12 protein-coding genes are annotated in these 23,926 nt (G+C 68.1%); 7 read left to right on the top strand and 5 right to left on the bottom strand.

From position 1 onward, the window contains the following. The first annotated feature begins 184 nt into the window (after positions 1-184). From fadD32 to EF834_RS17865, 4 genes are all read left to right on the top strand, one after another. Positions 185-2,080, top strand: coding sequence for a long-chain-fatty-acid--AMP ligase FadD32 (gene fadD32, locus EF834_RS17880; RefSeq protein ID WP_127948603.1), 1,896 nt, complete (start codon positions 185-187; stop codon positions 2,078-2,080). A 48-nt stretch (positions 2,081-2,128) separates the two neighbouring features. Then, a complete protein-coding gene (pks13, locus tag EF834_RS17875) occupies positions 2,129-7,066 on the top strand; it encodes a polyketide synthase Pks13 (protein ID WP_127948633.1) in 4,938 nt (1,645 codons plus the stop codon). After that, complete coding sequence (locus EF834_RS17870) at positions 7,063-8,607, top strand: acyl-CoA carboxylase subunit beta (RefSeq protein ID WP_127948601.1); 1,545 nt, start codon at positions 7,063-7,065, stop codon at positions 8,605-8,607. The genes pks13 and EF834_RS17870 overlap by 4 nt, the downstream gene beginning before the upstream one ends. A 69-nt stretch (positions 8,608-8,676) precedes the next feature. Next, the gene (locus EF834_RS17865; RefSeq protein WP_127948599.1) at positions 8,677-9,726 is read left to right on the top strand and encodes a DNA polymerase IV; all 1,050 of its coding nucleotides are present in this window, start codon (positions 8,677-8,679) and stop codon (positions 9,724-9,726) included. An 81-nt stretch (positions 9,727-9,807) separates the two neighbouring features. Here EF834_RS17865 and EF834_RS17860 read toward each other — a convergent pair whose 3' ends face one another. The 5 genes from EF834_RS17860 to EF834_RS17840 form a co-directional block, all read right to left on the bottom strand. Beyond that, on the bottom strand, positions 9,808-10,230 hold the full coding sequence (locus EF834_RS17860; protein ID WP_127948597.1) for a YjbQ family protein: 423 nt from the start codon (positions 10,228-10,230) through the stop codon (positions 9,808-9,810). A 146-nt stretch (positions 10,231-10,376) separates the two neighbouring features. Next, the gene (locus EF834_RS17855; protein ID WP_127948595.1) at positions 10,377-13,697 is read right to left on the bottom strand and encodes an arabinosyltransferase domain-containing protein; all 3,321 of its coding nucleotides are present in this window, start codon (positions 13,695-13,697) and stop codon (positions 10,377-10,379) included. Between the two features lie 71 nt (positions 13,698-13,768). Further along, positions 13,769-17,080 (bottom strand): arabinosyltransferase domain-containing protein, encoded by a 3,312-nt coding sequence (locus EF834_RS17850; protein ID WP_235871295.1) that lies wholly within the window; start codon positions 17,078-17,080, stop codon positions 13,769-13,771. 29 nt (positions 17,081-17,109) lie between these two features. Continuing rightward, positions 17,110-18,906: a glycosyl transferase gene (locus EF834_RS17845; protein WP_127948591.1), complete on the bottom strand. Its 1,797-nt coding sequence runs from the start codon at positions 18,904-18,906 to the stop codon at positions 17,110-17,112. A gap of 196 nt (positions 18,907-19,102) precedes the next feature. Continuing rightward, entirely contained in the window at positions 19,103-19,384 is a 282-nt protein-coding gene (locus EF834_RS17840; RefSeq protein WP_127948589.1) for a helix-turn-helix domain-containing protein, read from the bottom strand. Between the two features lie 49 nt (positions 19,385-19,433). Between EF834_RS17840 and map the strand changes: the two genes are divergently transcribed. From map to EF834_RS17825, 3 genes are read left to right on the top strand one after another with little or no spacing between them, the layout of a single operon-like run. Beyond that, positions 19,434-20,204, top strand: coding sequence for a type I methionyl aminopeptidase (gene map / locus EF834_RS17835; RefSeq protein WP_127948587.1), 771 nt, complete (start codon positions 19,434-19,436; stop codon positions 20,202-20,204). 9 nt (positions 20,205-20,213) lie between these two features. Beyond that, entirely contained in the window at positions 20,214-23,018 is a 2,805-nt protein-coding gene (locus EF834_RS17830; RefSeq protein ID WP_127948585.1) for an FAD-binding and (Fe-S)-binding domain-containing protein, read from the top strand. Positions 23,019-23,033: 15 nt separating this feature from the next. Continuing rightward, the gene (locus EF834_RS17825; RefSeq protein WP_127948581.1) at positions 23,034-23,540 is read left to right on the top strand and encodes a hypothetical protein; all 507 of its coding nucleotides are present in this window, start codon (positions 23,034-23,036) and stop codon (positions 23,538-23,540) included. Positions 23,541-23,926: the final 386 nt, after the last annotated feature.

Raw genomic sequence — 23,926 nt, 5'->3', positions numbered from 1 at the left:
CGGGCGGCTGAGTGTCGCTGCAACGGGGCACACGCAGGGACGAACAGCAAGAACAGCAGGCAGTACCGAATAGCAGGCAATACCGACGGAGAAGTGACAATGCAAATGAATCCTCGTGGCGAAGGAAGTCTGGAGCGCAATCATGTTGGCTGATGGTTGTGTGATCGCTTCTACAGGAGAAGGAATGATCGCGATGTTCGACGACTATCTCGACGAACAGGGACAGATCCGGCTCATCCCGGGTCACACGCTGGTCGACTATGTCGACGACCACACGCGTAACAACGCAGGCGACCTGGTGTACCGCTACGTCGACTACTCGCGAGAGCGCGACGGTGAGGTGCACGAGCTCACGTGGGGTCAGTTCGGTCTCCGCCTTCGTGCCGTCGCGGCGCGGCTGCAGCAGGTCACCGAGTACGGCGATCGGGTCGCGATCCTCGCCCCGCAGGGTCTCGACTACGTGGCATCCTTCTTCGCCGCCATCCACGCCGGTCGAATCGCGGTGCCGCTGTTCGATCCGGACGAACCCGGACACACGGACCGTCTGCGCGCAGTCCTCGGTGACTGTGTGCCGGCCGCGATCCTCACCTCGACATCGTCCGCGGCCGGGGTGCGTCAGTTCTTCCGTTCGCTGCCAGCCGCCAAGCGGCCCCGAATCATCGCTGTCGACGCCATCCCGGACAGTGTCGGCGATTCGTGGGTGCGCCCGGAGGTGGGCCTCGACGACATTGCGTACCTGCAGTACACGTCCGGCTCCACGCGTACACCGGCTGGTGTGGAGATCACCCATCGCGGTGTCGCGACAAATGTTCTGCAGATGGTCGACTCGCTCGGGCTGACCGTCGATTCGCGCGGCGTGACCTGGCTGCCGCTCTACCACGACATGGGCCTGTTGACGGTGATCCTGCCCGCGCTGGGCGGCCAGTACATCACGATCATGAGCCCCCGTGCGTTCGTGCAGCGGCCGTACCGATGGATCCGCGAACTTGCCGCGATCTCCGACGGAGCCGGCACCTACGCCGCGGCACCCAACTTCGCCTTCGAGCACGCCGCGGCCCGTGGCCTGCCGAAGGATGGCGAGCACCTCGACCTGAGCAATGTCATCGGTCTGATCAACGGCAGCGAGCCGGTGACCGTCTCGTCCATGCGCAAGTTCAACGAGGCCTTCGCCCCCTACGGTCTGCCCAAGACCGCGATCAAGCCGTCGTACGGCATGGCGGAGGCGACCCTGTTCGTTTCCACCACGCACCCCGACGAAGAAGCCAAGGTCGTCTACGTCGATCGCGACCAACTCAACGACGGCCGCATGATGCCGGTCGATCAGGACGCACCTGGCGCCGTTGCGCAGGTCGCGTGTGGTTCGGTCGCCCGCAGTCAGTGGGCCACGATCGTCGATCCGGACACCGCGTCCGAGCGGCCCGACGGCCACGTCGGCGAGATCTGGCTGCACGGCGACAACGTCGGACAGGGCTACTGGGGTCGTGAGCAGGAAACGGCCGAGACGTTCCACAACAAGTTGCTCGAGCGTCTCCCGGGGACCTCGCACGCCGATGGTGCGCCCCACGACGCCAACTGGCTGCGCACCGGTGACTATGGCGTCTACTTCGAGGGTGATCTGTACATCACCGGCCGCGTCAAGGACCTGGTGATCGTCGACGGCCGCAACCACTACCCGCAGGACCTCGAGTACTCGGCGCAGGAGGCGAGCTCAGCGCTGCGCCCCGGCTTCGTCGCCGCGTTCGCGGTGCCGGCGAACCAGCTGCCGGCACAGGTGTTCGAGAACTCGCACTCGGGGCTGGAGTTCGATGCGGACGACGCGTCCGAGCAGCTCGTCATCGTCGCGGAGCGCGCACCGGGCGCCGGCAAGGCCGACCCGCAACCGATCGCGGACACCGTCCGTGCGGCCATCTCGTCGCGTCACGGCGTCACCGCCCGTGACGTGCTGCTGGTGCCGGCCGGCTCGATTCCTCGCACCTCCAGTGGCAAGCTTGCTCGTCGAGCATGCAAATCGGCCTACGTCGAGGGGACGCTGCGTGGTGGTCACGCCCAGACCGCTTTCCCGGATAGCGTTTCCGACTGAGTCCATTTCCTAAACGGAGATCTTGGTGAGTTGATGGCTGAACACGAGATGACGGTCGCGCAGCTGCGCGAATGGCTGCGTAACTGGATCGCAGAGGCCACCGGGCAACCGGCCTCAGCGATATCCGAGGATCGACCCTTGGAGGAGTTCGGCCTCTCCTCCCGCGACGCGGTCGCGCTGTCAGGTGAGATCGAGGATCTCGTGGGTGTCACACTGTCGGCCACGGTCGTGTACCAGCATCCGACCATCGCCTCGCTGGCCACCCGCATCATCGAGGGGGAACCGGACGCGCCCGAGGACAGCGAGGACGGCGCGTACTACCGCGGCGTCCCGACCGGGCAGTCGCACGACGTCGCGATCGTGGGACTGGCGACCCGTTTTCCGGGCGCCGGGCACACCCCACAGGAGATGTGGAACCTGCTGATCGAGGGCCGCGACGGGGTCAGCGACCTCCCCGAGGGTCGTTGGAGCGAATTCGCCGCAGATCCGTACGTGGCCAACGCGATCGAGAAGGCCGCTACCAAGGGCGGCTACCTCGACGACGTGCAAGGCTTCGACGCCGAGTTCTTCGCGATGTCGCCGCTCGAGGTCCAGAACGTGGACCCCCAGCAGCGACTCGCGCTCGAACTCAGCTGGGAGGCGCTCGAGCACGCCCACATGCCGGCGAACGAGCTCAAGGGCCGCGATGTCGGCGTGTTCTTCGGCTCGTCGGCCAACGACTACCAGTTGCTCGCGGTGAGCGATCCGTCGACCGCGCATCCGTACGCGCTGACCGGCACGTCGACCTCGATCGTCGCGAACCGCGTCTCGTACTTCTTCGACTTCCGGGGTCCGTCGGTGGCGCTCGACACCGCTTGCTCGTCGTCGCTGGTCGCGGTGCATCAGGCGGTGAGCAGTCTCCGCACGGGTGAGTCCGAAGTGGCGCTCGCCGGCGGCGTCAACATGTTGATCGCCCCGCCCGCCACGCTCGGCTTCGACCAGGGCGGTGTCCTCACCGAGGACGGCAAGATCAAGGCGTTCTCGTCCGACGCCGACGGCATCGTCCGTGCCGAGGGCGGCGGTGTCGTCGTGCTCAAGCGGCTCGAGGACGCCGAGCGAGACGGTGACACGATCCTCGCTGTCATCGCCGGTTCCGCTGTCAATCAGGACGGCCGGTCCAACGGATTGCTCGCGCCCAACCCGGACGCGCAGGCCGACTGCCTCCGGCATGCCTACCGGGACGCGGGCATCGTGCCGTCCGGTGTCGACTACATCGAGGCGCACGGCACCGGCACGATCCTCGGCGATCCCATCGAGGCGGACGCGCTCGGCCGCGTTGTCGGCCGCGGTCGCGAGGCCGACAAGCCGGCCCTGCTGGGCTCGGCCAAGACCAACTTCGGCCACCTCGAGGCGGCCGCCGGCGCAGCAAGCCTGATCAAGGTCGTGCTCGCGATGCAGGAGGACGTCATCCCGGCGTCACTCAACTACGCGGGCCCCAACCCGTACATCAAGTTCGACAAGGCGCATCTGCAGGTCATCCCCGAGGCGACGCAGTGGCCGCGCTACACGGGCAAGGCCGTTGCGGGCGTGTCGGGCTTCGGCTTCGGTGGCACCAACGCGCACGTCGTGGTCCGCGAGTACCGCAAGGATCCGGATCCGACACCCGCTGTCGACACCCCGGAGGCCGCCGGGATCGACCTCGACTACGAGAGCACCACGATCGAGTCCGAGGCCGCGCGGATGCTCGCCAATGCCGCCGAGTCGGTCGGGCTCACCGAGGCGGACGCTGCCCCGACCACCGTCTTGCTGCCGGTATCGGCGGCGATGCCGTCGCGCCGCCGCCGCGCCGCGGAGGATCTGGCGAACTGGCTCGAGACCGAGGAGGGCAGCCGTACGCCGCTGGCCGACGTCGCCCGTACCCTCGCCAAGCGCAGCCACGGCCGGTCTCGGGCCGTCGTCATCGCCGAGACCCACGCCGAGGCCGTCACCGGGCTGCGAGCGGTCGCCGCGGGCAAGCCCGCCCAGGGAGTGCTCACCGCCGACGCGCCCGCCACGAAGGGGCCGGTTTGGGTGTTCTCGGGCTTCGGCTCGCAGCACCGCAAGATGGCGAAGCAGCTGTACCTGGAGAACTCGGTGTTCGCGGCCGCGGTCGACGAGGTCGACGCGCTGATCGAGTTCGAGACCGGCTACTCCATGAAGGAGAAGTTCCTCGACGACTCGGTCGAGTACGACGTCGAGACGGCGCAGGTCGGCATCTTCACCATCCAGGTCGCACTGGCAAAGACGCTGCGCCACCACGGCGCGAATCCGTCCGCGCTGGTCGGCCACTCGATGGGCGAGGCCGCCGCGGCCTATGTCTCGGGTGGCCTCTCACTCGAGGACGCCGTCCGCGTCATCACCGCGCGTTCGCGGATCATGGGTGAGGCCGAGGGCCTGCTCTCGGGCGACGACATCCGCCTGATGGCGCTCGTCGAATACAGCGCCACCGAGATCGAGCAGGTGCTGCCGGACTTCCCGAACCTCGAGGTGTGCGTCTACGCGGCGCCCACCCACACGGTGATCGGTGGTCCGGAGGCCGAGGTGAACGCGATCGTCGCGCGCGCCGAGGCCGCAGAGAAGATGGCCCGCGTGCTGCAGACCAAGGGCGCGAGCCACACGTCTCAGGTCGACCCGCTGCTCGGGGAGCTGGCGGCCGAGCTGGCCGGTATCGAGCCGCACAAGCTGAAGGTCGGCGTCTACTCGTCGGTCGACAAGGACGCGTTCTACCCGGCGGGGCACGCCTCGATCCATCCGGTCGAGTACTGGACCAAGGGCCTGCGCCACAGCGTGTACTTCACGAACGGCGTCAAGAACGCCGTCGACGCCGGACATACGACCTTCGTCGAACTCGCGCCGAACCCGGTCACGCTGATGTCCGTCGCCGCCACCGCGTGGGCGGCCGGCGTCGCTGACACGCAGCTGATCCAGACCCTCAAGCGCAAGGAGGACGAGCCGCTCGGGGTACTCACCGCTCTCGCGCAGCTGTATGTCCACAGTCATCCGGTCGACTTGCCGTCGCTGCTGCCGGCCGGCGCCTTCGCGGAGCTGCCACGGACGGCGTTCCTGCGCAAGCGGCACTGGATCGATGTGCGGGTGTCGTCCTCGGGTAACACCCGCGTCCCGGGTGCACATGTCGCACTTCCGGACGGCCGGCACGCCTGGGAGGTGCAGGCGTCCGCCGTGTCCGACCTGGGCGCCCTGGTGACTGCGGCAGCGTCGCAGTTGTTCGCCGATGTCGCACTGACCGGCGCCGTCGCGCACGGGGAGGTGCCGTCGACGGGAACGCTGACCACGACATTGGTGCCGCATCTCGGGGGTGCCTCCGTCCAGGTCCACGCCAAGGGCCGGGCGAGCGGAGCGACGGGGAGTTCTCACAGCAGTGCGTTCGCGTTGCTCTACGACGCGGTCGTGTCCTCCGGTGAGGCACTGCCCGAGCCGGTGGTCGCCGCTGTCCCCGCGAAGCCGAGCGTGTCGGACGAGGTCCAAGACGACCCCGCTGAGAGCCACGGGGACCGGTGGGACCCAGAGGGTTCCCAGAGCATCGAGGATCGTCTGACGCTGATCGTGGCGGAGTCCATGGGTTACGCGCCGGAGGACCTGCCTGGAGAGATTCCCCTGATCGACCTGGGTCTGGACTCGCTGATGGCGGTGCGGATCAAGAACCGCGTCGAGTACGAGTTCGACGTCCCACAGCTTCAGTTGACGGCGGTGAAGGACGCGAGCCTGCACGATGTCGCGAAGTACCTGCGCTACGCGGTGGAGAACCGCGAGGAAGTGCAGGCGCTGGCCGACCAGCAGCAGGCCGGTGAGTCCGGGGACCTCCCCGCACCCGGGCCCGCCGCGACTATCGACGCGCCAGCCGAATCCGGTGACGCCCAATCCGGTGACGTCGACGTGCCGCCCCGCGATGCGTCCGAGCGATTGACGTTCGCGACCTGGGCCGTCGTCACCGGCAAGTCGGCGAAGAGCATCTTCGCGACCTTGCCGACCCTCGACGACGAGACCGCCGAGAAGATGGCCGCACGTCTCACCGAGCGTGCCGGTGGCGAGATCACCGTTGACGACGTGGGCGGCGCCGGGACCATCGAGCAGCTGGCCGAGAAGGTGCGTCAACACCTCGAGGACGGCGAGAGGATCGATGGGCTGGTCCGCACGCTGCGGCCGCGTGCCGAGGGTTCGGATGCCGTGCCGGTGTTCTTGTTCCACTCGGCCGGAGCCTCGACGGTGGCGTACGAACCGCTGCTTAGGCGCCTGCCCGCGCACACACCGGTGTACGGCCTCGAGCGCGTCGAGGGCCCGATCGACGAGCGCGCCAAGGCATATGTGCCGCTGCTGCGCGAGATCCAGGGGGACGGGCCGTACGTGCTCGCCGGCTGGTCACTCGGCGGTGTGCTCGCCTATGCGGTGGCGCGATTGCTCCGCGAACAGGGTGCAGATGTCCGACTCGTCGGCCTGATCGACACCGTCATGGCGGGAGAGAAGGTCGAGGACACCCCGGAGGAGATCCGGGCACGCTGGCAGCGCTACGCGGCGTTCGCGAAGAAGACGTACGGCATCGACGCACCCCTGCCGCTCGATCAGCTGGCGGCGGCGGGCAGTGACGAGCAGCAGATCCAGCTCCTCATGGACCTGATGAAGCTGAGCGGAGCCCAAATCCCCGGCGGCATCATCGAGCACCAGCGCACGTCCTGGCTCGACAACCGGGCCATCCAGACTGCCGAGCTGAAGCCGTACGACGGTGACGTCGTGCTGTACATGGCAGACAGCTACCACGACGACGCCATCGCTCTCGAGCCCGCGTTCGGCACCCGGCAGCCCGACGGCGGCTGGGGTGACGCGGCGAAGAACCTGGAGGTCGTCTACATCGGGGGCGACCACATTCAGATCGTCGACGAGCCGTACATCACCAAGGTCGGCGCGGACCTGTCCAACAAGTTGGCCGACATCGAGGAGCGGAGCACCGAGTGAGCACCACCACCGCGCAGAAGCTCGCGGAACTGCACGACAAGCTCGAGAAGTCGAAGGCCCCAGGCAACCCGAAGGCGATCAAGCGGCGCCAGGAAAAGGGCTTGCCGACGCCGCGCGAGCGGATCGCGATGCTGCTCGATCCGGGCACTTTCGTCGAGACCGGGCAGCTCGCCCGTCAACCAGGCGACGAGTCCAACCCGTACGGCGACGGTGTCGTCACCGGTCACGGCCTGGTCGACGGACGTCCGGTTGCCGTGTTCGCGCACGACCAGACCGTCTTCGGCGGCGCGGCCGGTGAGATCTTCGGCCGAAAGGTCGCGGCCATCATGGACTTCGCGATCAAGATCGGCTGCCCCGTCGTCGGCATCAACGAGTCCGCGGGTGCCCGCATCCAGGACGCGGTGACTTCACTCGCGTGGTACGCGGAGATGGGCCGTCGCCAGGAACCGCTGTCGGGCATGTGCCCGCAGATCTCGATCATCCTCGGCAAGTGCGCCGGCGGAGCGGTGTATGCGCCGATCAACACCGACATCGTGATTGCGACCGAAGAGTCGTACATGTTCGTCACCGGGCCGGACGTCATCAAGTCCGTCACCGGTGAGGACGTCAGCCTCGACGAGCTGGGCGGCGCCCGCAACCAGGCCGAATACGGAAACGTGCACCACGTCGCGCCGGACGAGAAGTCCGCGTTCGAGTACGCGCGTCAGTACCTGAGCTACATGCCGTCGAGCTGCACGGAGAAGCCCCCGGTCATCAACCCTGGCCTCGAGCCGGAGGTCACCGAGGACGATCTCTCGCTCGACTCGTTCATGCCCGACGCCGACAACGCCGGCTACGACATGCACGACATCCTGATCAAGATCTTCGACGACGGCGAGTTCCTCGAGGTCCGCGGTCAGACCGCGCTGAACATCATCACCGGGTTCGCCCGCGTCGACGGCCGCCCGGTCGGTGTCGTCGCCAATCAGCCGCTGCACCTGTCCGGTGCGCTGGACGCGGCGGCGTCGGACAAGGCCGCGCACTTCGTGCGGGTCTGCAACGCATACGACATTCCGCTGGTGTTCGTCGTCGACACGCCCGGCTTCCTCGTCGGTGTGGAGCAGGAGAAGGTCGGTGTCATCAAGCGTGGCGGCCGGTTCCTGTTCTCCTATGTCGAGGCGAGCGTCGCGAAGGTGACGGTCGTGGTGCGCAAGTCGTACGGCGGCGGCTACGCGGTGATGGGTTCCAAGCAGCTCGGCGCCGACGTCAACCTCGCGTGGCCCACCGCTCGCATCGCGGTCATGGGTGCCGAGGGCGCCGTAAACATCATCGGGCGCAAGCAAATCGAGGCCGCCGGTGACAATGCAGCGGCTGTCCGCGCGCAGCTCATCAACTTCTACAACGAGAACGTCGCAACGCCCTACATCGCAGCCGAGCGGGGCTACATCGACGCCGTCATCGAGCCGTCGGCCACCCGCCTCGAGATCCGCAAGGCGCTGACCCTGCTCCGCGACAAGAAGGTCTTCCAGAACCCGCGCAAGCACCACTTGCTCCCGTTCTGATCCGGCTCCGGCGACGGAACCTGCGGGTTTCGTCACCGGGCTGGCGACCTGTTGCGGCAGACTGATCCGATGGGCACTCCGTCGGGTCGTCGGTGGGTGCTGCACGTCGATCTCGATCAGTTCATCGCTGCTGTCGAGGTGCTGCGCAACCCCGACCTGCGCGGACGTCCCGTCATCGTTGGTGGTCGGGGCGATCCCAGCGAGCGCGGCGTCGTGTCGACAGCGTCTTACGAGGCGCGTGAGTTCGGCGTCGGATCGGGGATGCCGCTACGGACGGCGGCACGAAGAATCCCCGACGCGGTCTTCCTGCCCGTCGACGCCGAGGCATACAGGGAGGCGTCCACGGTCGTGATGAACACGCTCCGCGGGATGGACGCTGTCGTCGAGGTGGCGGGCTGGGATGAGGCGTTCCTGGGAGTCGAGACCGAGGACCCCGACGCCTTCGCCCGCCGGATCCAGAGGGCGGTCTTGGACGCGACCGGCCTCCACTGCTCGGTCGGCATCGGCGACAACAAGTTGCGCGCCAAGATCGCGACCGGATTCGGTAAGCCGCGGGGCATCTTCCGGCTGACGGCGGAGAACTGGTTCGAGGTGATGGGGGACCGCGACACTCGTGAGCTTTGGGGTGTTGGCAGCAAGACCGCCAATAAGCTTGCGGCACTGGGCTTGAACACCGTGAGCGAATTGGCGTCGGCCGCCGATGAGGATCTGGCGGCCAGATTCGGTCCGACGATGGGTCCGTGGTTCGGCCGCCTCGGCAAGGGAATCGACCACTCGCCGGTGACCGCCGAACCCTGGGTCGCGCGATCCCACAGTCGCGAGACGACGTTCCAGGAGAACCTCGACGATTGGACCGCCGTCACTGTCGAGATCAGACGGCTCGCGGCCCGGGTACTCGAAGACATCGTCGCCGAGCAGCGCCCAGCGGTGCGGGTCGCAGTGAAGGTGCGCTACGCGCCCTTCACCACCCGGAGCGCCAGCAAAGCCTTCCCGACACCGACGTTCGACGCGGATGTGATCGCCGACGCGGCAGCCGCGCTCGTGGCGCGGTTCGACCACACCCGCGAGGTGCGTCTCCTCGGTGTGCGGTTGGAGATGACGCCGCCGAAGGATGGGTAGTGGCGGGTCGCTCGGGCTTCGGGTCCGCTGCGTTCAACCCGGCCGAAACCCACGGCGTTCAGCCCGGCAGAAACACGGCGTTCAGCCCGGCAGAAAGCTGAACCGAACCCGCCGAACCGGGTTGTCGATGTTGGTGTCGACCAGGCAGATGGATTGCCACGTCCCCGTCGCGAGGGTCCCGTCGACGACCGGCACCGACGCGTACGGCGGCACGAACGCGGGCAAGACGTGGTCGCGGCCGTGCCCGTGGCTGCCGTGCTGGTGCCGCCAGCGGTCATCGCGCGGCAGGAGCTCGTCGATGGCCGTGATCAGGTCGGCATCGCTTCCGGCGCCGGTCTCGATGACGGCCAACCCGGCCGTTGCGTGCGGCACCCACACGTGAAACAGGCCCTGCAACAGATCACTGTTCTCGCCCGCCGCCGCGAGGAACTTCTCGATCTCGTGCGTCAAGTCGCGCACGACAGGTGAGGAACCGGTGCGGATCTCGATCTCGGTGGTGAACATGGTCACGACGCTAGAGGCATCCGGACGATCGCGCCGGTGTTGCCCATAGACCGTGTTGCCCATAGACCGTGTTGCCCACAGGCGGCACCGCCCATGGACGGCGCCGCCTACAGACAGCGCCGCCTACAGACAACGCCGCCCGAGTTCTAGGGCTCGTACACCCGCATCGTTCCCGGCGACCACAGCCCCGAGCGGTTGACCTGCTCGGTTTCGATGGCGACGGGTTCGGCGTCCGGGTAGTGCCGGTTGTACCGCTCCAGGGAGCCCCAGTCGCGCGCCCAGTCGTTCTTCAGGTACGTCGGGACGGTGGTGGCACCGGCGAGCATTTCCGTCCAGCCGAGGGGCCCGCCGGCCTCGAGGGCCTGCCAGGTGTCGGTGGAGCTGACGGCAAGCGGACGGTCCGGCAGGATCCGGTAATTCGGCATCTCGCCGACCCCGTTGAGGTGATCGAACGGGCGTTGGCACGGGAACTGCAATCCGACGGCCCAGTCCAGCAGGACGGGCTGTTCGGTGCCGACGACGTTGCCCAGCGTCTCGAGCTTCGGCACGCGCGGCGGCGTGAAGGCCAACCACTGGTCACCGGTGAGGTTGGGGTCGGACGCGTTGATCCGCACCACGTCGGTGTCGGCGGGCAGTTCGTCGAGCGGGATGCGCAGGTTGCGCCACGACGGGGCGGGTCCGATGTCACGGGGCAGGTAGGTGCCCTGAATCTCGACGCTGCCGTCGGGTTGCTGCTTGCCGTACTCGAGGTCGAGTGGCTGCCCGTAGGTGGCCTTGCCGGTGTCGTCGACGGACCAAATACGTCCGGCCGCCGAGATCACGATGAGGGGTGCATCGTCGCTGCGTTCGGGCAGCTTGTACCAACTGGAGACGACGGACGCCTGCTGCTGGACGCCTTCCTGGTAGCTGCCGAGGACCGGCGTGCGGGCAGGGTCGAGGCCGAACGGCAGTTTGACGGTGCTGCCGTTGATGCCGCGGGCGCCCTGACCCCCGGTGGTCCCGGCGCCCGCGCCGGTCGCGAACGCCGGGCCGACGCTCTGGTTGTCGGTGTTGCCCATGCCGGCCTGGACCTCGATGTAGTCGGCGGTGAGGTCGCCTGGGACGCCGTTGGGGGTGAAGCCGACGGGCTTGGCGCCCGCGAGCGGATCGTTCGGATCGGCGAGCGGGTTCTGTGGATCGAAGACCGGAGTGAGCGAGCCCACGTTGGGGTCTTGTTCCACCAGTACGTCCTCAGCGAGGCCGCAGGTGTTGCCGGCGAGTGCTTCTACGTTGGAGCGACCGATCGAGTATGCGGGGTACTGCGACACCGCACCCTTGAGCATCGACAGCACCTCGAACAGCACCATCACGCCGGCCACGACGGTCAACGGGGCGGCGGCGAACTTGCGGATTCGTCGCCCCTTTGCGGTGCCCGCTTTGGCAGGCGGGGGCGCATAGCCCTCGCGCAGGTACTGCCATGCCACCACAGCTAGTGACAGCCCGAACAACGCCAGGAACAGGGTGTTGGATTCGCGGCCGTTGAGGGAGACGGTCTTGTCGAACCACGGCACGCCGTAGCTCGAGACGTACCAGTAGCCGTTGATGCCGGAGAACGACAGCGCGAGCACCATCAGCAGCCCGGCCGCGAAGACCGTGCGATTGCGGCGCGACCGCAGCGCGCTGGCCGACACGACGACGGCCGTCAGCGCTGCCAGCGAGCCGGCGATGCCCGCGTACGCCCCGAAGTGGTGGGTCCACTTCGTGGGGTTGAACATCATGAAGAAGATCGTTCCGAAGACGATGCCCATCAGTCGCCACGAAGGTCCGGTGGCGACGCCGGGGACCCGCCTGCGGCGCAGGAACACGAACAGCACCGTGAACAGGCACAGCAGCATCGTCAGGAACGCGAACCGGCGGGTCAGTGAGCCGTCGGTGGTGGGGACGAACAGGTAGTAGTAGCGCAGGAAGTCCTGGTACCACTCGAGATTCGGGCCGATGATCGTGCGGACACGGGTGGCCTCCATGACCGCGGCGAACGTCTGGTCGACGAACACGACGACGAGGACGAGGGTGCCGGCTGCCGCGAGCGGCAACAGCTGTGACACCGTGCCGATCTGGTGCCTGCGGCGCACAATGATCCGTGTGATCGGGCGCAGTCCGGCGAGCAGCGCCGCGACGCACATCAGGCCGGTCGGCGCCGCCGCGAGAGTGAATGCCCCGATGAGGGCCGCGATCGCGGCCGGTAGCAGGCGCCCGGTGGCGATGGCGCGTTCGATCGAGCACCAGGTCAGCAGAGCTCCGACGGCGACGATCGGTTCGGGGCGCAGACCGTTGTTGAACGGCAACCAGAACGCGAGGAACACGAGACCGCCGGTCCACAGCGCAACGGCGTTGGTGCGCACCGCGCGGCCGAGACGCGGCACCACCTCGCGGCTGATCACCATCCAGCACAGGACCGCGGCGATCAGGGCGGGCAGGCGCATCCACGGACTCGCGGTGGAGATTTTCGCCATCGCGGCGAGGACCTCGTAGTACCAGCCGAACGGGGCCTCGGGAACGCCGAACCAACGGAAGTAGTTGGCCATGTACCCGGCGTTCTCGGAGGCGCGGGCCATGTTGAGCAGATAGCCGTCGTCGGAGGTGTTGGCGCCGAAGAAGTGCCAGCCGACCAGGGTGCCGACGACGACGGCGTCGACGCCGGTGAGCTTCCACCAGCGGGTCGGCAGGAACCGACGGGCTCGACGGCCGTCGACCCCGTCGAGGCGGTGCAGTGCGACCAGCGACACGGTCGTCGCCAGGACGGCGCCGAGCATCGCGACGAGCTTGATCAGCGTCGGGCTCGACGAGAACCGCGAGTCGACGTCCATCGTGAAGTTCAGACCCGGCACGGACTTGCCGGCGAGATCGGAGAAGATGCCCACAACCTGCGGGCGGTAGTCGTGGACGAGCCCACCGCCGACGGTCTCACCGTCGTCGTTGGTCATGCCCGCGAACTCCGCGTTGGTCTTTCCGACGTCGGAGGTGATGACGATCTCCGAGCACTGCCCGGACGCGACGTCCGCGCGCGGCGCCGATGCGATGACGACGTTGCGGTCGAGGACGTCGACGGACTCCTCCGAGGCGCGCACGAACATCGCGTTCAGCGCGGCTCCTTCGCCCTGTGCGGGCGCGGTGGCGAGCAGCATGCCGCCCTCGGGGGGCAGCTCGTTGACGGCGCTACACGGGATCGTCGCCGACAGTGAGACCGGGACCTGCGAGACCAGCGGTGCCTCGACGTTCGCGGCGATCCCGTTCTCGGGCCATGACACCGTCGCGGCAGTCTGGGTGACCGGCAGAAACGGGGTCGCCACTGCCAGCAGCAAACCGAGCAGGCCGGTCACGGTGGCGATCAGACGAGCCCTGCGGAAGTCCGCGTCGGAGACCGTCGAAGCCGGGGGTAGAGCGCGGGCTTCAGGGCCGGGCGCCGGGGCTGTTACTACATCTGCCACGGCTGTGATAGTAGCGAGACCTTATCGTCATCTGAAAAAAAGCGGCCGCTCCCAGCTAGTTCACAGAATGCTCAGGCGGGAGGCGCGTTCCGGATGTGACCGGGCGACCACAAACCGGAGCGAGTGGTCTGCTCGACGTCGACGGTCGCCGGCCGGGTCGAAGACGCGATCGGGGTGAACCGTTCGAGCGAGCCCCAGTCGCGGCGCCAGTCGCCGGCCAGATAGGTCGGGATCGTCTGCGCCCTGAGAAGCAGCGAGGTCCAGCCGAGCGGTCCGCCGCCGATGGCGTCCTGCACCGCTGTGGTGCCGACGGCGCCGGGTCGGTCCGGCAGGATCCGATATTCGGGCGCCTCGGCGATACCGTCACGGTGATCGAACGGACGCTGGCACGGGAATGCCAGGCCCACAGCCCAGTCCAACAGCACGGGGGCGTCGCTGCCGACGACTTCCTGCAGGGTCTGCATGCGCGGCACGCGCGGCGGGGTGACGGCCAGCCATTGGTCGGGTGCGAGGCCGGTGTCGGACGCGACCAGGCGGACGGCATTCGCATCCGCCGGCAATTGATCGAGCGGCACCCGCAGGTTTCGCCAAGACGGTGCCGGGCCGATATCGATCGGGGTGATCCGGCCGAGTGCATCGACGCTGCCATCGGCGGTGCGGGTGCCGTACTCGACTTCCAGTGACTGTCCGTCGGTGACGATTCCGTCGGCGTCGACGGAGTAGATGCGTCCGGCGGCGGCGATCGACAGGATCGGGGCGTCGTCACTACGTTCGGGGAGTCCGTACCAGCCGGTGACGAGATCGGCGGTTTCTTGCGCGCCTTCCTGATAGCTGCCGAGGATCGGTGTGGTCGCCGGATCCAGCCCGAACGGCAGCGACACTGTGCTGCCGTTGACGCCGGCGCTGGCTGCAGTGCCGCCGCCGGTGCCGGCGCGGCCACCGGTCGAGGTCGTCTGCGAGTCGGTGTCGGTGTCGGTGCCGGTGGCGAAGCCGGTCGTGCTGCTCTCCTGGTCGGCGGTCAGGTCGCCTGCCACGCCGTTCGCCGTGAACCCGGTCGATTCGGTGGCGCCGAAGGCCGCGGCGCCGGACTGATTGGTGGGTGGGTTCAACAGCGTCAGCATCGACGCGTTCGGATCGTTCTCGACCAGCACGTAGTCCGCGAGGGCGCAGCTGTTCCCGGTCGCCGAGCGCACGTTCGACAGCGCGATGGAGTAGGCCGGGTATTGCGCGACCGCACCCTTGACGAGCGAGAGCACCTCGAACAGCACGATGCCGGCGGCAGCAAGGGTGAGCGGCGCGGGCGACCAGCGTCTGATCCGCGCGCGACGACCGCCGTTGCCATTTCCGTTGCCGGCAGCCCGGTTCTTTTCGTAGGGCTCGCGGATGTGATACCAGGCTGCCAGAAGCAAGGCGAGCAGCGTGAGTCCCAGCAGGGCGGTCGAGAAGCCCTTGCCTCCGATGGACGGCGCCTTGTCCCACCACGGGACGCCGAGGCTCGAGACGTACCACCAGCCGTTTGGTCCGGCGAACGACATTGCGAGGACGAACAGCACGCCGGCGGCGAACAGTGTCCGGTTGCGTTTCGACCGCAGGCTCGCACCGGCCACCGCGACGGCGGCGAGCGCGGCCAGCGAGCCCGCGAGGCCCGCGTACACGCCGAAGTGATGGGTCCACTTCGTGGGTGTGAAGCTCATCAGCAGCAGCGATGCGAAGACGATGCCGAGGATGCGGCGGGACGGCCCGGGTGAGGTGCCGGGTATGCGGCCACCGCGGCGCAGCATCATCATCACGCACACCACCAGGCACATCAGCATGACGAAGACGCCGAAGCGTCGGGAAAGCGAGCCGTCGGGGGAGATGCTGAGCAGCGCATCCCAGCGCACCCGCTCGTCGAACCAGGGGACATTGGGCCCGACCGCGGTGCGGACACGGGTGGCCTCTCGGACCGAGGCGAACGTCTGGTCGGCGAACACCGCCACGAGGACGACGGTTCCGGCGGCGAGGATCGGTGCGATCTGTCCGAGGACGCCGACCTCGCGGCTGCGGCGGACGATCGCCTGCACGATCGATCTCGCGCCGGCGACGAGCGCGGCGACGGCGATCAGGCCGGACGGCCCGGCGGCCAGGGAGAACGCGGCAATCAGGACGGCGATCGCGGCCGGTAGCACGCGCCCGGTGGCGATGGCACGTTCGATCGAGCACCACGTCAGCAGCGCGCCGAGCGCGATGACCGGTTCGGGGCGCAGACCGTTGTTGTACGGCAGCCAGAACGCCAGGAACACCAGGCCGGCCGTCCAGATCGCGACTGGGCTGCGGCGCACCATCGTCCCCAGCCGCGGGATCACCTCGCGACTGATGATCATCCAGCACAGGATGCCGGCGATCAGAGCGGGCAGGCGCATCCACATGCTCGCGGTGCTCACCTGGGCGAACAGCACGAGCACGTAGTAGTACCAGCCGAACGGGGCCTCGGGAACGCCGAACCAACGGAAGTAGTTGGCCATGTACCCGGCGTGCTCGGAGACGCGGGCCATGCTGAGCAGGTAGCCGTCGTCGGAGGTGTTCGCGCCGATGACGTGCCACAGCAGCAGGACGCCGATGACGACCCCATCGACGGCGGTGAACTTCCACCAGTGGGCGGGCAGGAAGCGCCGGGCGCGGCGGCCGTCGACGCCGTCGAGGCGGTGCAACGCGACCAACGACACGATCGTCAACAGTGCCGCGAAGATCATCGTGACGATCTTGATCGAGGTGGCGGACGACGTGAACCGGGAGTCCAGGTCGGCACGCACGTCCAGGCCCGCCGGCGGGGTGCCCTGCAGGTCGGAGAAGATGCCGACCATCTGGGGCCGGACGTCGCCGGTGATGGTGGTGGTCTGCTCGTCCGGGAGTCCGGCGACGGTGGCCGTGGTGCTCTGGGCGTCCGAGGTTACGGAGATGTCGGTGCAGCCCTGCAGCTCGCTGAGCGGCGCCGACAGCAGCGAGGTGTCACGCAGGATCGCCCGCAGCGTCGCCGGTTCGCTTCCGGTGGCGGCGTCGACCTTGATTACCAGGCCGTCGGCCTCGGCGCGGCCCGCCTGCGGCGGGGCGGTCGCGATCAGCGCTCCGCCCGAATCGGCGAGCTGCCCGACGGCGGTGCACGGAATCGTCACATGCAACTGCAGCGGCGTATACGAGATCAGCGGCGCCTCGACACTCGTGAGGTCACCATTCTGCGGCCAGCTCAGGGTGGCGACGTCCTGCTTGACGGGTAGAAACGGCGTCGCAAGCGCGAGGATCACGCCGAGCAGCCCACTGACGATGGCGACGAGGCGGGCGATTCGCACGTCCTTGGCGGAGGCGCGTTCGGCAGCCGGGGCTGGAGCGGTCAGGACGTCGGGCACGTTCATCGACTCTATGCGAGCGGGACGGATCAGGTCAGATTCCGCACGTCCCAGACCCAGACGCCATCGACGTGTGTGCCGTCGATGCCCAGGAGCTGGTTGACGGTGGCGCGGAGAATTCGGTCGTTCTTCCCGGGTGGCAGCACCAGGACGTCGGCGTCCCAGAACTCCAGATCAGCCCGCGCGTCAGCGCGGGCGGCGCTGTCGACGGGTGGGACGACTCCGCTCTGCTGGGTCTTGCCCAGCAGCAGTGAGGTCGGGCGGTCGTCGGGCCCGTACTTACCCTTGGCCTCGGGGCCGGCCGGGCCGACGAAGTAGCCGCCGGCGATGGGGAACCCGAAGTTCTGCTGTACCTGCCATTGCAGCGCCTTGGCCTCCTCGGGCCGGGTCGGCGGGACCATCACGACGGAGCCGTCGGACACGTACGAGCGCCAGGTGCCCACGGCGAAGAAGTCGGGGGCGGGGGCGCGGTGCGCGAGCGCGGCCGGCGTCGGCGCGAGCGGCAACAGTGCCACGACAAGCCAGCCCACCCACAGCAGGGTCGTCGGCCGCTGTCCGATGCGTCCGGCGGCGATCGCGCGGTCGGTGCCGAGTGCGAGCAGGATCGCGATGGCCGGGATGCAGCCCATCGCGAACCGGGATTCGAGGACCGATTCGAGCAGCGGCAGCTTCGCGAACCACGACCACGGGAGGGTGATCCCGGTGTCGTTGTGTGCGACGGTCAGTTCGACGCCCATGGAGAGCACGGCCATGACGGCGACGGTGGCGGCCGCGGCGCGTGCCATCGGTAGCCGCCACAGCCACACCGCGGTCATCGAGACGAGCAGCAGCAGCGGCCAGCCGAAGAACGCGTTCTCTTCCGTGGCGTTCATCGACAGTCCGGCAGCGGATCCGGGGTCACCGGCGAGTGACTGGGTGGGGAAGCGGGTGAACGCGAGTGCGTCGTTGCCCACCGGTCCGTGTTCGATCACGCGGTAGCTCTGTGGTCCGAAGAACTGCCACCACAGCGGAACTGCGACGATCGCGAGTGCGACGGCACCGGCCACGCACAGTCCCTTGACGCCGCGGAGAGCCGCCTTGACCGCCTCGCCGGGATGTGATGCGCCGTAGGCGATTCCGAAGACGATGAACGCGATCGAGTAGATCAGCAGCGGCTCTTCGCCGAGAAGGATCTGGTACGCGACAACCAACCCGAGCAAGACACCGTTGCGGACGGGACGCTCGCCACTGCCGAGGCGGATCACCAACAGTGCGATGAACGGCAGCAGGAACAGTGCGACGAAATTGGGGTGACCGTTGCTGTGCGAGATCATTGCCGGCGCGAAGCCGCAGAACACGCCACCGACGGCGGCGGCGAACTTGGAGGCGACGACGTGCCGGGACAGCACCCAGTACCAAGCTGTAGCGGTGCCGGCCAGTCCGAGCGTGAGCGCAAAGGCGAACGTGACGGTAGGCCCGAAGAGCAGGGTGATCGGTGCGAGCGGGATGCTCACGCCGAACATCGCGGTGTTGGCCATCATGTTCACGCCGAGCGGGTAGTTCTGCAGCGTGCTCGACAGCGGATTCTCGAGATGCGTCAGCGAGTGTGCAGTGACCGCGAAGAACCACTCCCACATCGTCTGGTCCTGGCCGCTGGTGATCAGGTAGCCGTCACCGAGATGCCGCCACTGGCGCCAGAGCACGAACACCGCGAGCGCGACGAACGACGCCGGGGCGACGACATCGGCCCAGGTGAGTCGGACTCGACGTGCGCGAGTCGGCGCCGATGTAGCCGTAGGCGGCGAGGCTGAGGGCTTCCCGTCGGCCAGATTCAGGGTCTCGCTCACACATCGCCCCCTTCCGCTTCGCAGGACGGCGGGGCAGGACGCCACCCGACCGCCGGTGGCCAGACGCGAGAATACCGCAGCTAACTGGGGGTAATTGCGGACAGAGACCGTCCTGGAACGGGCAGCGGTCAAAGCGGGCGGGGCAATCCGGACGAGCAGGGCATCCCGGTCGCAGAGAGTGGCCGTCCGGAGCGGGTCAGGATGCGCGCCGAGTCGCCCGATCCGGGGTGGCCGCGCCCGTGTCGAGGGCCGCGGCGATGCGGTCGAGGGAGATGTCGAGGACACGCGCGACGGCGGCGATCGTGAAGAATGCCGGCGTCGCGATGCGTCCGGTCTCGATCTTGCGAAGGGTTTCCACGGAGATGCCGGCGTCGAGAGCGATTTGGACCATGCTCGCCTCGCCCCTCGCGGATCGCAGCAACTCACCGAGCCGCTGTCCCCGCTCCTGTTCCTCCGCTGTCAGCGGCACACGCACCATGACCCATATAGTAATACCGGTATAGTTATTCGAGTTGGAAGGGCTGATCGTGGTTGAGTTGAAGACCGAGGCGGAGATCCACGCGATGCGGGCGGCGGGTGGGGTGGTCGCCGACGCCCTCGCCGCGGTGCGCGAGCATGCGCAGGTGGGGGTGACCCTGGTCGAACTCGACGCTGTCGCCGCGGGAACCATCGCCGATGCCGGCGCCCGCCCGGTGTTTCTCAACTATCACCCGAACTGGGCGCCGAGCCCTTTCCCCGGGGTCATCTGCGCGTCCGTGAACGACGCTGTCGTGCACGGTATTCCGTCGAGCTACCGGTTGCGTGACGGCGACCTGGTGAGCATCGACTGCGGTGCGACGCTGGACGGATGGTGCGGCGACGCGGCGATCAGTTTCGTCGTCGGTGCCGTGGATCCCACGGACCGGGCCCTAATCGCGGCGACCGACGAGGCGCTCCGACGCGGGATCGCAGCCGCGCAACCCGGGAACAGTCTCGGCGACATCGGTGCCGCTATCGGTGAGTACGCCCGACGTCTCGGCTACGGACTGCTCGCCGACCACGGCGGCCACGGCATCGGCCGGGTCATGCACGAGGATCCGGACGTGCCGAACGAGGCCCGAGCAGGCCGAGGCATGCGGTTGCGGCCGGGTCTCGTCCTCGCGATCGAGCCGATGCTCATCGCCGACGGCACCGACGACTACCACCACGACGCCGACGGTTGGACACTGCGGACGCGTACCGGCGCCCGCGCAGCGCACAGTGAGCACACCGTGGCAATCACCGTCGACGGCCCGGTGGTGCTCACGTCGCGGCACTAGGCTGCACGTATGCCGGATCGGACGCCGATCTCCGTCGCGCTGCGGCGCGCGGGGATCCGCGACGTCCGCGACGACCGCACCACGCGGGCGTTGTACTCCTCCGACGCCTCGCTGTACCGGGTGCCGCCCGAAGTGGTGGTGTGCCCGCGTTCGCCGGACGAGGTCGCTACGGTGCTCGACGTCTGCCGCGCCGAGGGGATCCCGATCACGGCGCGCGGCGCCGGGACGTCCGTTGCTGGCAACGCGGTCGGCCCAGGTGTGGTCCTCGACTTCAGTCGCTATCTCTACCGGGTGCTCGAGATCGACCCCGTCGAGCGCACGGCCGTCGTCGAACCGGGCGTCGTGCAGGCGGCACTGCAGCGCGCCGCCGCACCACACGGGCTGCGATTCGGCCCCGACCCGTCCACGCACAACCGATGCACCATCGGCGGCATGATCGGCAACAACGCCTGCGGCGCAAGGGCTCTCGGCTACGGTCGCACCTCCGACAATGTCGTCGGTGTGGACATGTTGACCGGAGCAGGTGAAGCGCTGTCGCTACCGACTCCGACAAGCGTCCCTGTTCTCGACGGCCTCCGCGACGTCACCCACACCGGGTTGGCCACCATCCGAACCGAGTTCGGTCGCTTCGGCCGCCAGGCGTCCGGGTATGCACTCGAGCACCTGTTGCCGGAGAACGGCTTCGACGCCCTCCGGTTCCTCGTCGGCAGCGAGGGCACGCTCGGAATCATCACCCGGGCCACGGTGCGTCTCGTACCGGATACGGCGCACCGCGTGCTGGTCGTGCTCGGCTACCCAGACATCGCATCAGCCGGCGACGACTCGATGACGGTCCTCGGATTCGGCCCCACGGCCTGCGAGGGCATCGACTCGAGAGTGGTCGACGTCGTCCGCGAACGCCGAGGACCGCAGGCGGCACCACCGTTGCCGCGGGGCGCGGCATGGCTGTTCGTCGAGATCGCCGGTGACTCGCCCGGCGAGGTCGTCGAGCGAGCGGCCGCCCTCGCACGGGGATGCGGTGCCATCGATGCGCTCGTCGTCGAGGACCAGGCCAGGATCGCCGCACTGTGGCGAATCCGAGAGGACGGCGCCGGTCTGGCCGGACGTAGCCCCGCCGGTAAGCCCGCCTACGCCGGGTGGGAGGACGCCGCGGTACCGCCCGACCAGATGGGTCCGTACCTGCGTGACTTCGACACCCTGCTCACCGACTTCGGCATCACCGGCCTGCCGTACGGGCACTTCGCCGACGGCTGCCTGCACATCCGACTCGACCTGCCGATGGACCGACCGAACGGCGTCGACGTCTTCCGGCGGTTCCTCGTCGCGGCTGCCGAACTCGTCGCACGATACGGCGGGTCGCTGTCCGGCGAGCACGGCGACGGCCGGGCCCGCAGCGAACTCCTGCCGATCATGTACTCGCCCGACGCGTTGAAGCTGTTCGGTGCCGTCAAGCACGTGTTCGACCCCGACAACATCCTCAATCCCGGCGTGCTCGTCGATCCCCGTCCGGTGGACGCCGACCTGCGGGTTCCACAGACCTCGCCACTGCGAACGAACCTGGCTCTCGCGTACGCGGACGACGACGGCGACTTCGCGCAGGCCGTGCACCGCTGCACCGGCGTCGGAAAGTGCCGGGCCGACACCGCCGGCACCGGGGGCGTCATGTGCCCCTCCTATCTGGCGACGCGGGAGGAGAAGGACTCGACGCGCGGGCGTGCCCACGTCCTGCAGGAGATGGTGAACGGCAGCCTCGTGAGTTCGGGCTGGCGATCCGCGGAGGTGCACGACGCGCTCGAGCTGTGCCTGTCGTGCAAGGGCTGTGCCTCGGACTGTCCGACGGGTGTCGACATGGCTTCCTACAAGTCCGAGGTGCTGCATCAGAGCTACCGCCGGCGTCTGCGTCCGGCATCGCACTACTCGTTGGGGTGGCTGCCGCGGTGGGCGGCGCTCGCGGGCCGGGCGCCCCGCCTGGTCAACGCCTTGACCCGGCTTCCCGGCGTGGCCCCTGCCGCGTTGACGCTCGGCGGTGCCGATCGGCGACGCCGCGTTCCGCAGTTCGCGCCGACGTCGTTCCGACGCTGGTACGCCTCGACCGCGGCCGAGCGCCGCACCACCGGCGATCCCGTGGTGCTGTTCGTCGACACCTTCACCGACCACTTCGCACCCGAGATCGGAATCGCGATGGTTCGGCTGCTCGAGGATGCCGGCTACCGGCCGCGGCTCACCCCGAAGAGGCAGTGCTGCGGACTGACGTGGATCACCACCGGTCAGCTCGACGCCGCCCGCCGCATCCTCGGCCGCACCGTCTCCGCGCTGGCGGCCGAGGGATCGCCGATCGTGGGCATGGAGCCGTCGTGCACGGCCGTCCTCCGCGCCGACGGCCTCGAGTTGCTCGGTACCGAGGCCGCACGGGCGGTCGCCGATTCCACTCGGACCCTGGCCGAACTGCTCACCGACCGTCACGGCTGGAATCCGCCGGACCTGTCCGGCACGACTGTCGTCGCCCAGCCTCACTGCCATCACCATGCCGTGATGGGGTGGGGTGCCGACGCCGAGCTGCTGCGACGGGCCGGTGCCCGTGTGCAGCGGCTCGGCGGATGCTGTGGGCTGGCCGGAAACTTCGGTGTCGAGCGGGGACACTACGACGTTTCGGTCGCGGTCGCGGAGCACCAGCTCCTTCCGGCGATAGCCCAGACAGACGCGGATACGGTGGTGCTCGCGGACGGCTACTCGTGCCGGACCCAGATCGCGGATCTCGCCCGGAGAAGCGGCGTTCACCTGGCCGAACTCCTCGCCCAGGGAGCACGCCCCTAGGGCACAATCCCAGGCATGGTCTCCACACCGCCCAGCGGGAGCAGCTGGCCCGCCGACTGGCCGACGACCGCTCGCCAGATCGCCGTCGCCACGGACGACGCGATAACCGCTGCCCGCGCGGCCTCACGTGAGGATCTGAGCCAGGCGGTGGAGGAACTGATCGATCTGCCCTTCGAGCAGGTGACGATCGTCCACGCCGGCGTCGTCCGGGTGCTTCTCGAAGAGCTCCACCCGGACGGTCTCTCCGGGGAGGACATCCAGCGTGGACTCACCCATGTCGCCGGCTCGGCGATCGCTTGGCTACCGGACCTCGACGTCGAGGCGCTCGCCGTCGTCCTCACCGGTTCGCTCGGACTCACGGAGATGAGCGAGGACGCCCAGAAGATCGGGCAGGTGGACTACCTCCGTGGCGCCGTTCTGGTCATCGCAGATCTCCTAGCGGCCGCCGACACGGTTTCCGAGGGATATCTCCGTGCGGCAATCGGCGAAATTGCGCGGGCCGAGACCATGGAGATGCCCTGACGGAAAGTTCGAAGAAATACGCCATTTGCCCGCTATGACCTGGCGATTTGGTGTTCTGTGGGGGTTCGCGTAACTTATTCCGAGTCAGAGCGACACGGACACCGACCCGGACGCGATCGTTGGTTGATCGGCGTGGGTAAACGAGGTTGGACGGGGAGCGCCTGATTTTCCCGGTTGGTTGGATCGCCCTCCCTTGTGTGGGGGTGGTTGTACTGTGCCGGGCGTACCCCGGAGTGGGGAATCTACGGGTTCCTTGTGATGGTGTGTGCGTGTTCTTTGAGAACTCAACAGTGTGTCGATGAATGTCAGTGCCAAATTTTTTTGTTTGGTGGCCTGCATCCTTTTTTGTGGGGGTGTGGGTGTTGCTGGTCGTCTCGTTTCTTCCG

The organism is Rhodococcus spongiicola, assembly GCF_004011835.1.
GTDB classification, from domain to species: domain Bacteria; phylum Actinomycetota; class Actinomycetes; order Mycobacteriales; family Mycobacteriaceae; genus Prescottella; species Prescottella spongiicola.
This window is presented reverse-complemented; position numbering and strand designations above follow the sequence as displayed.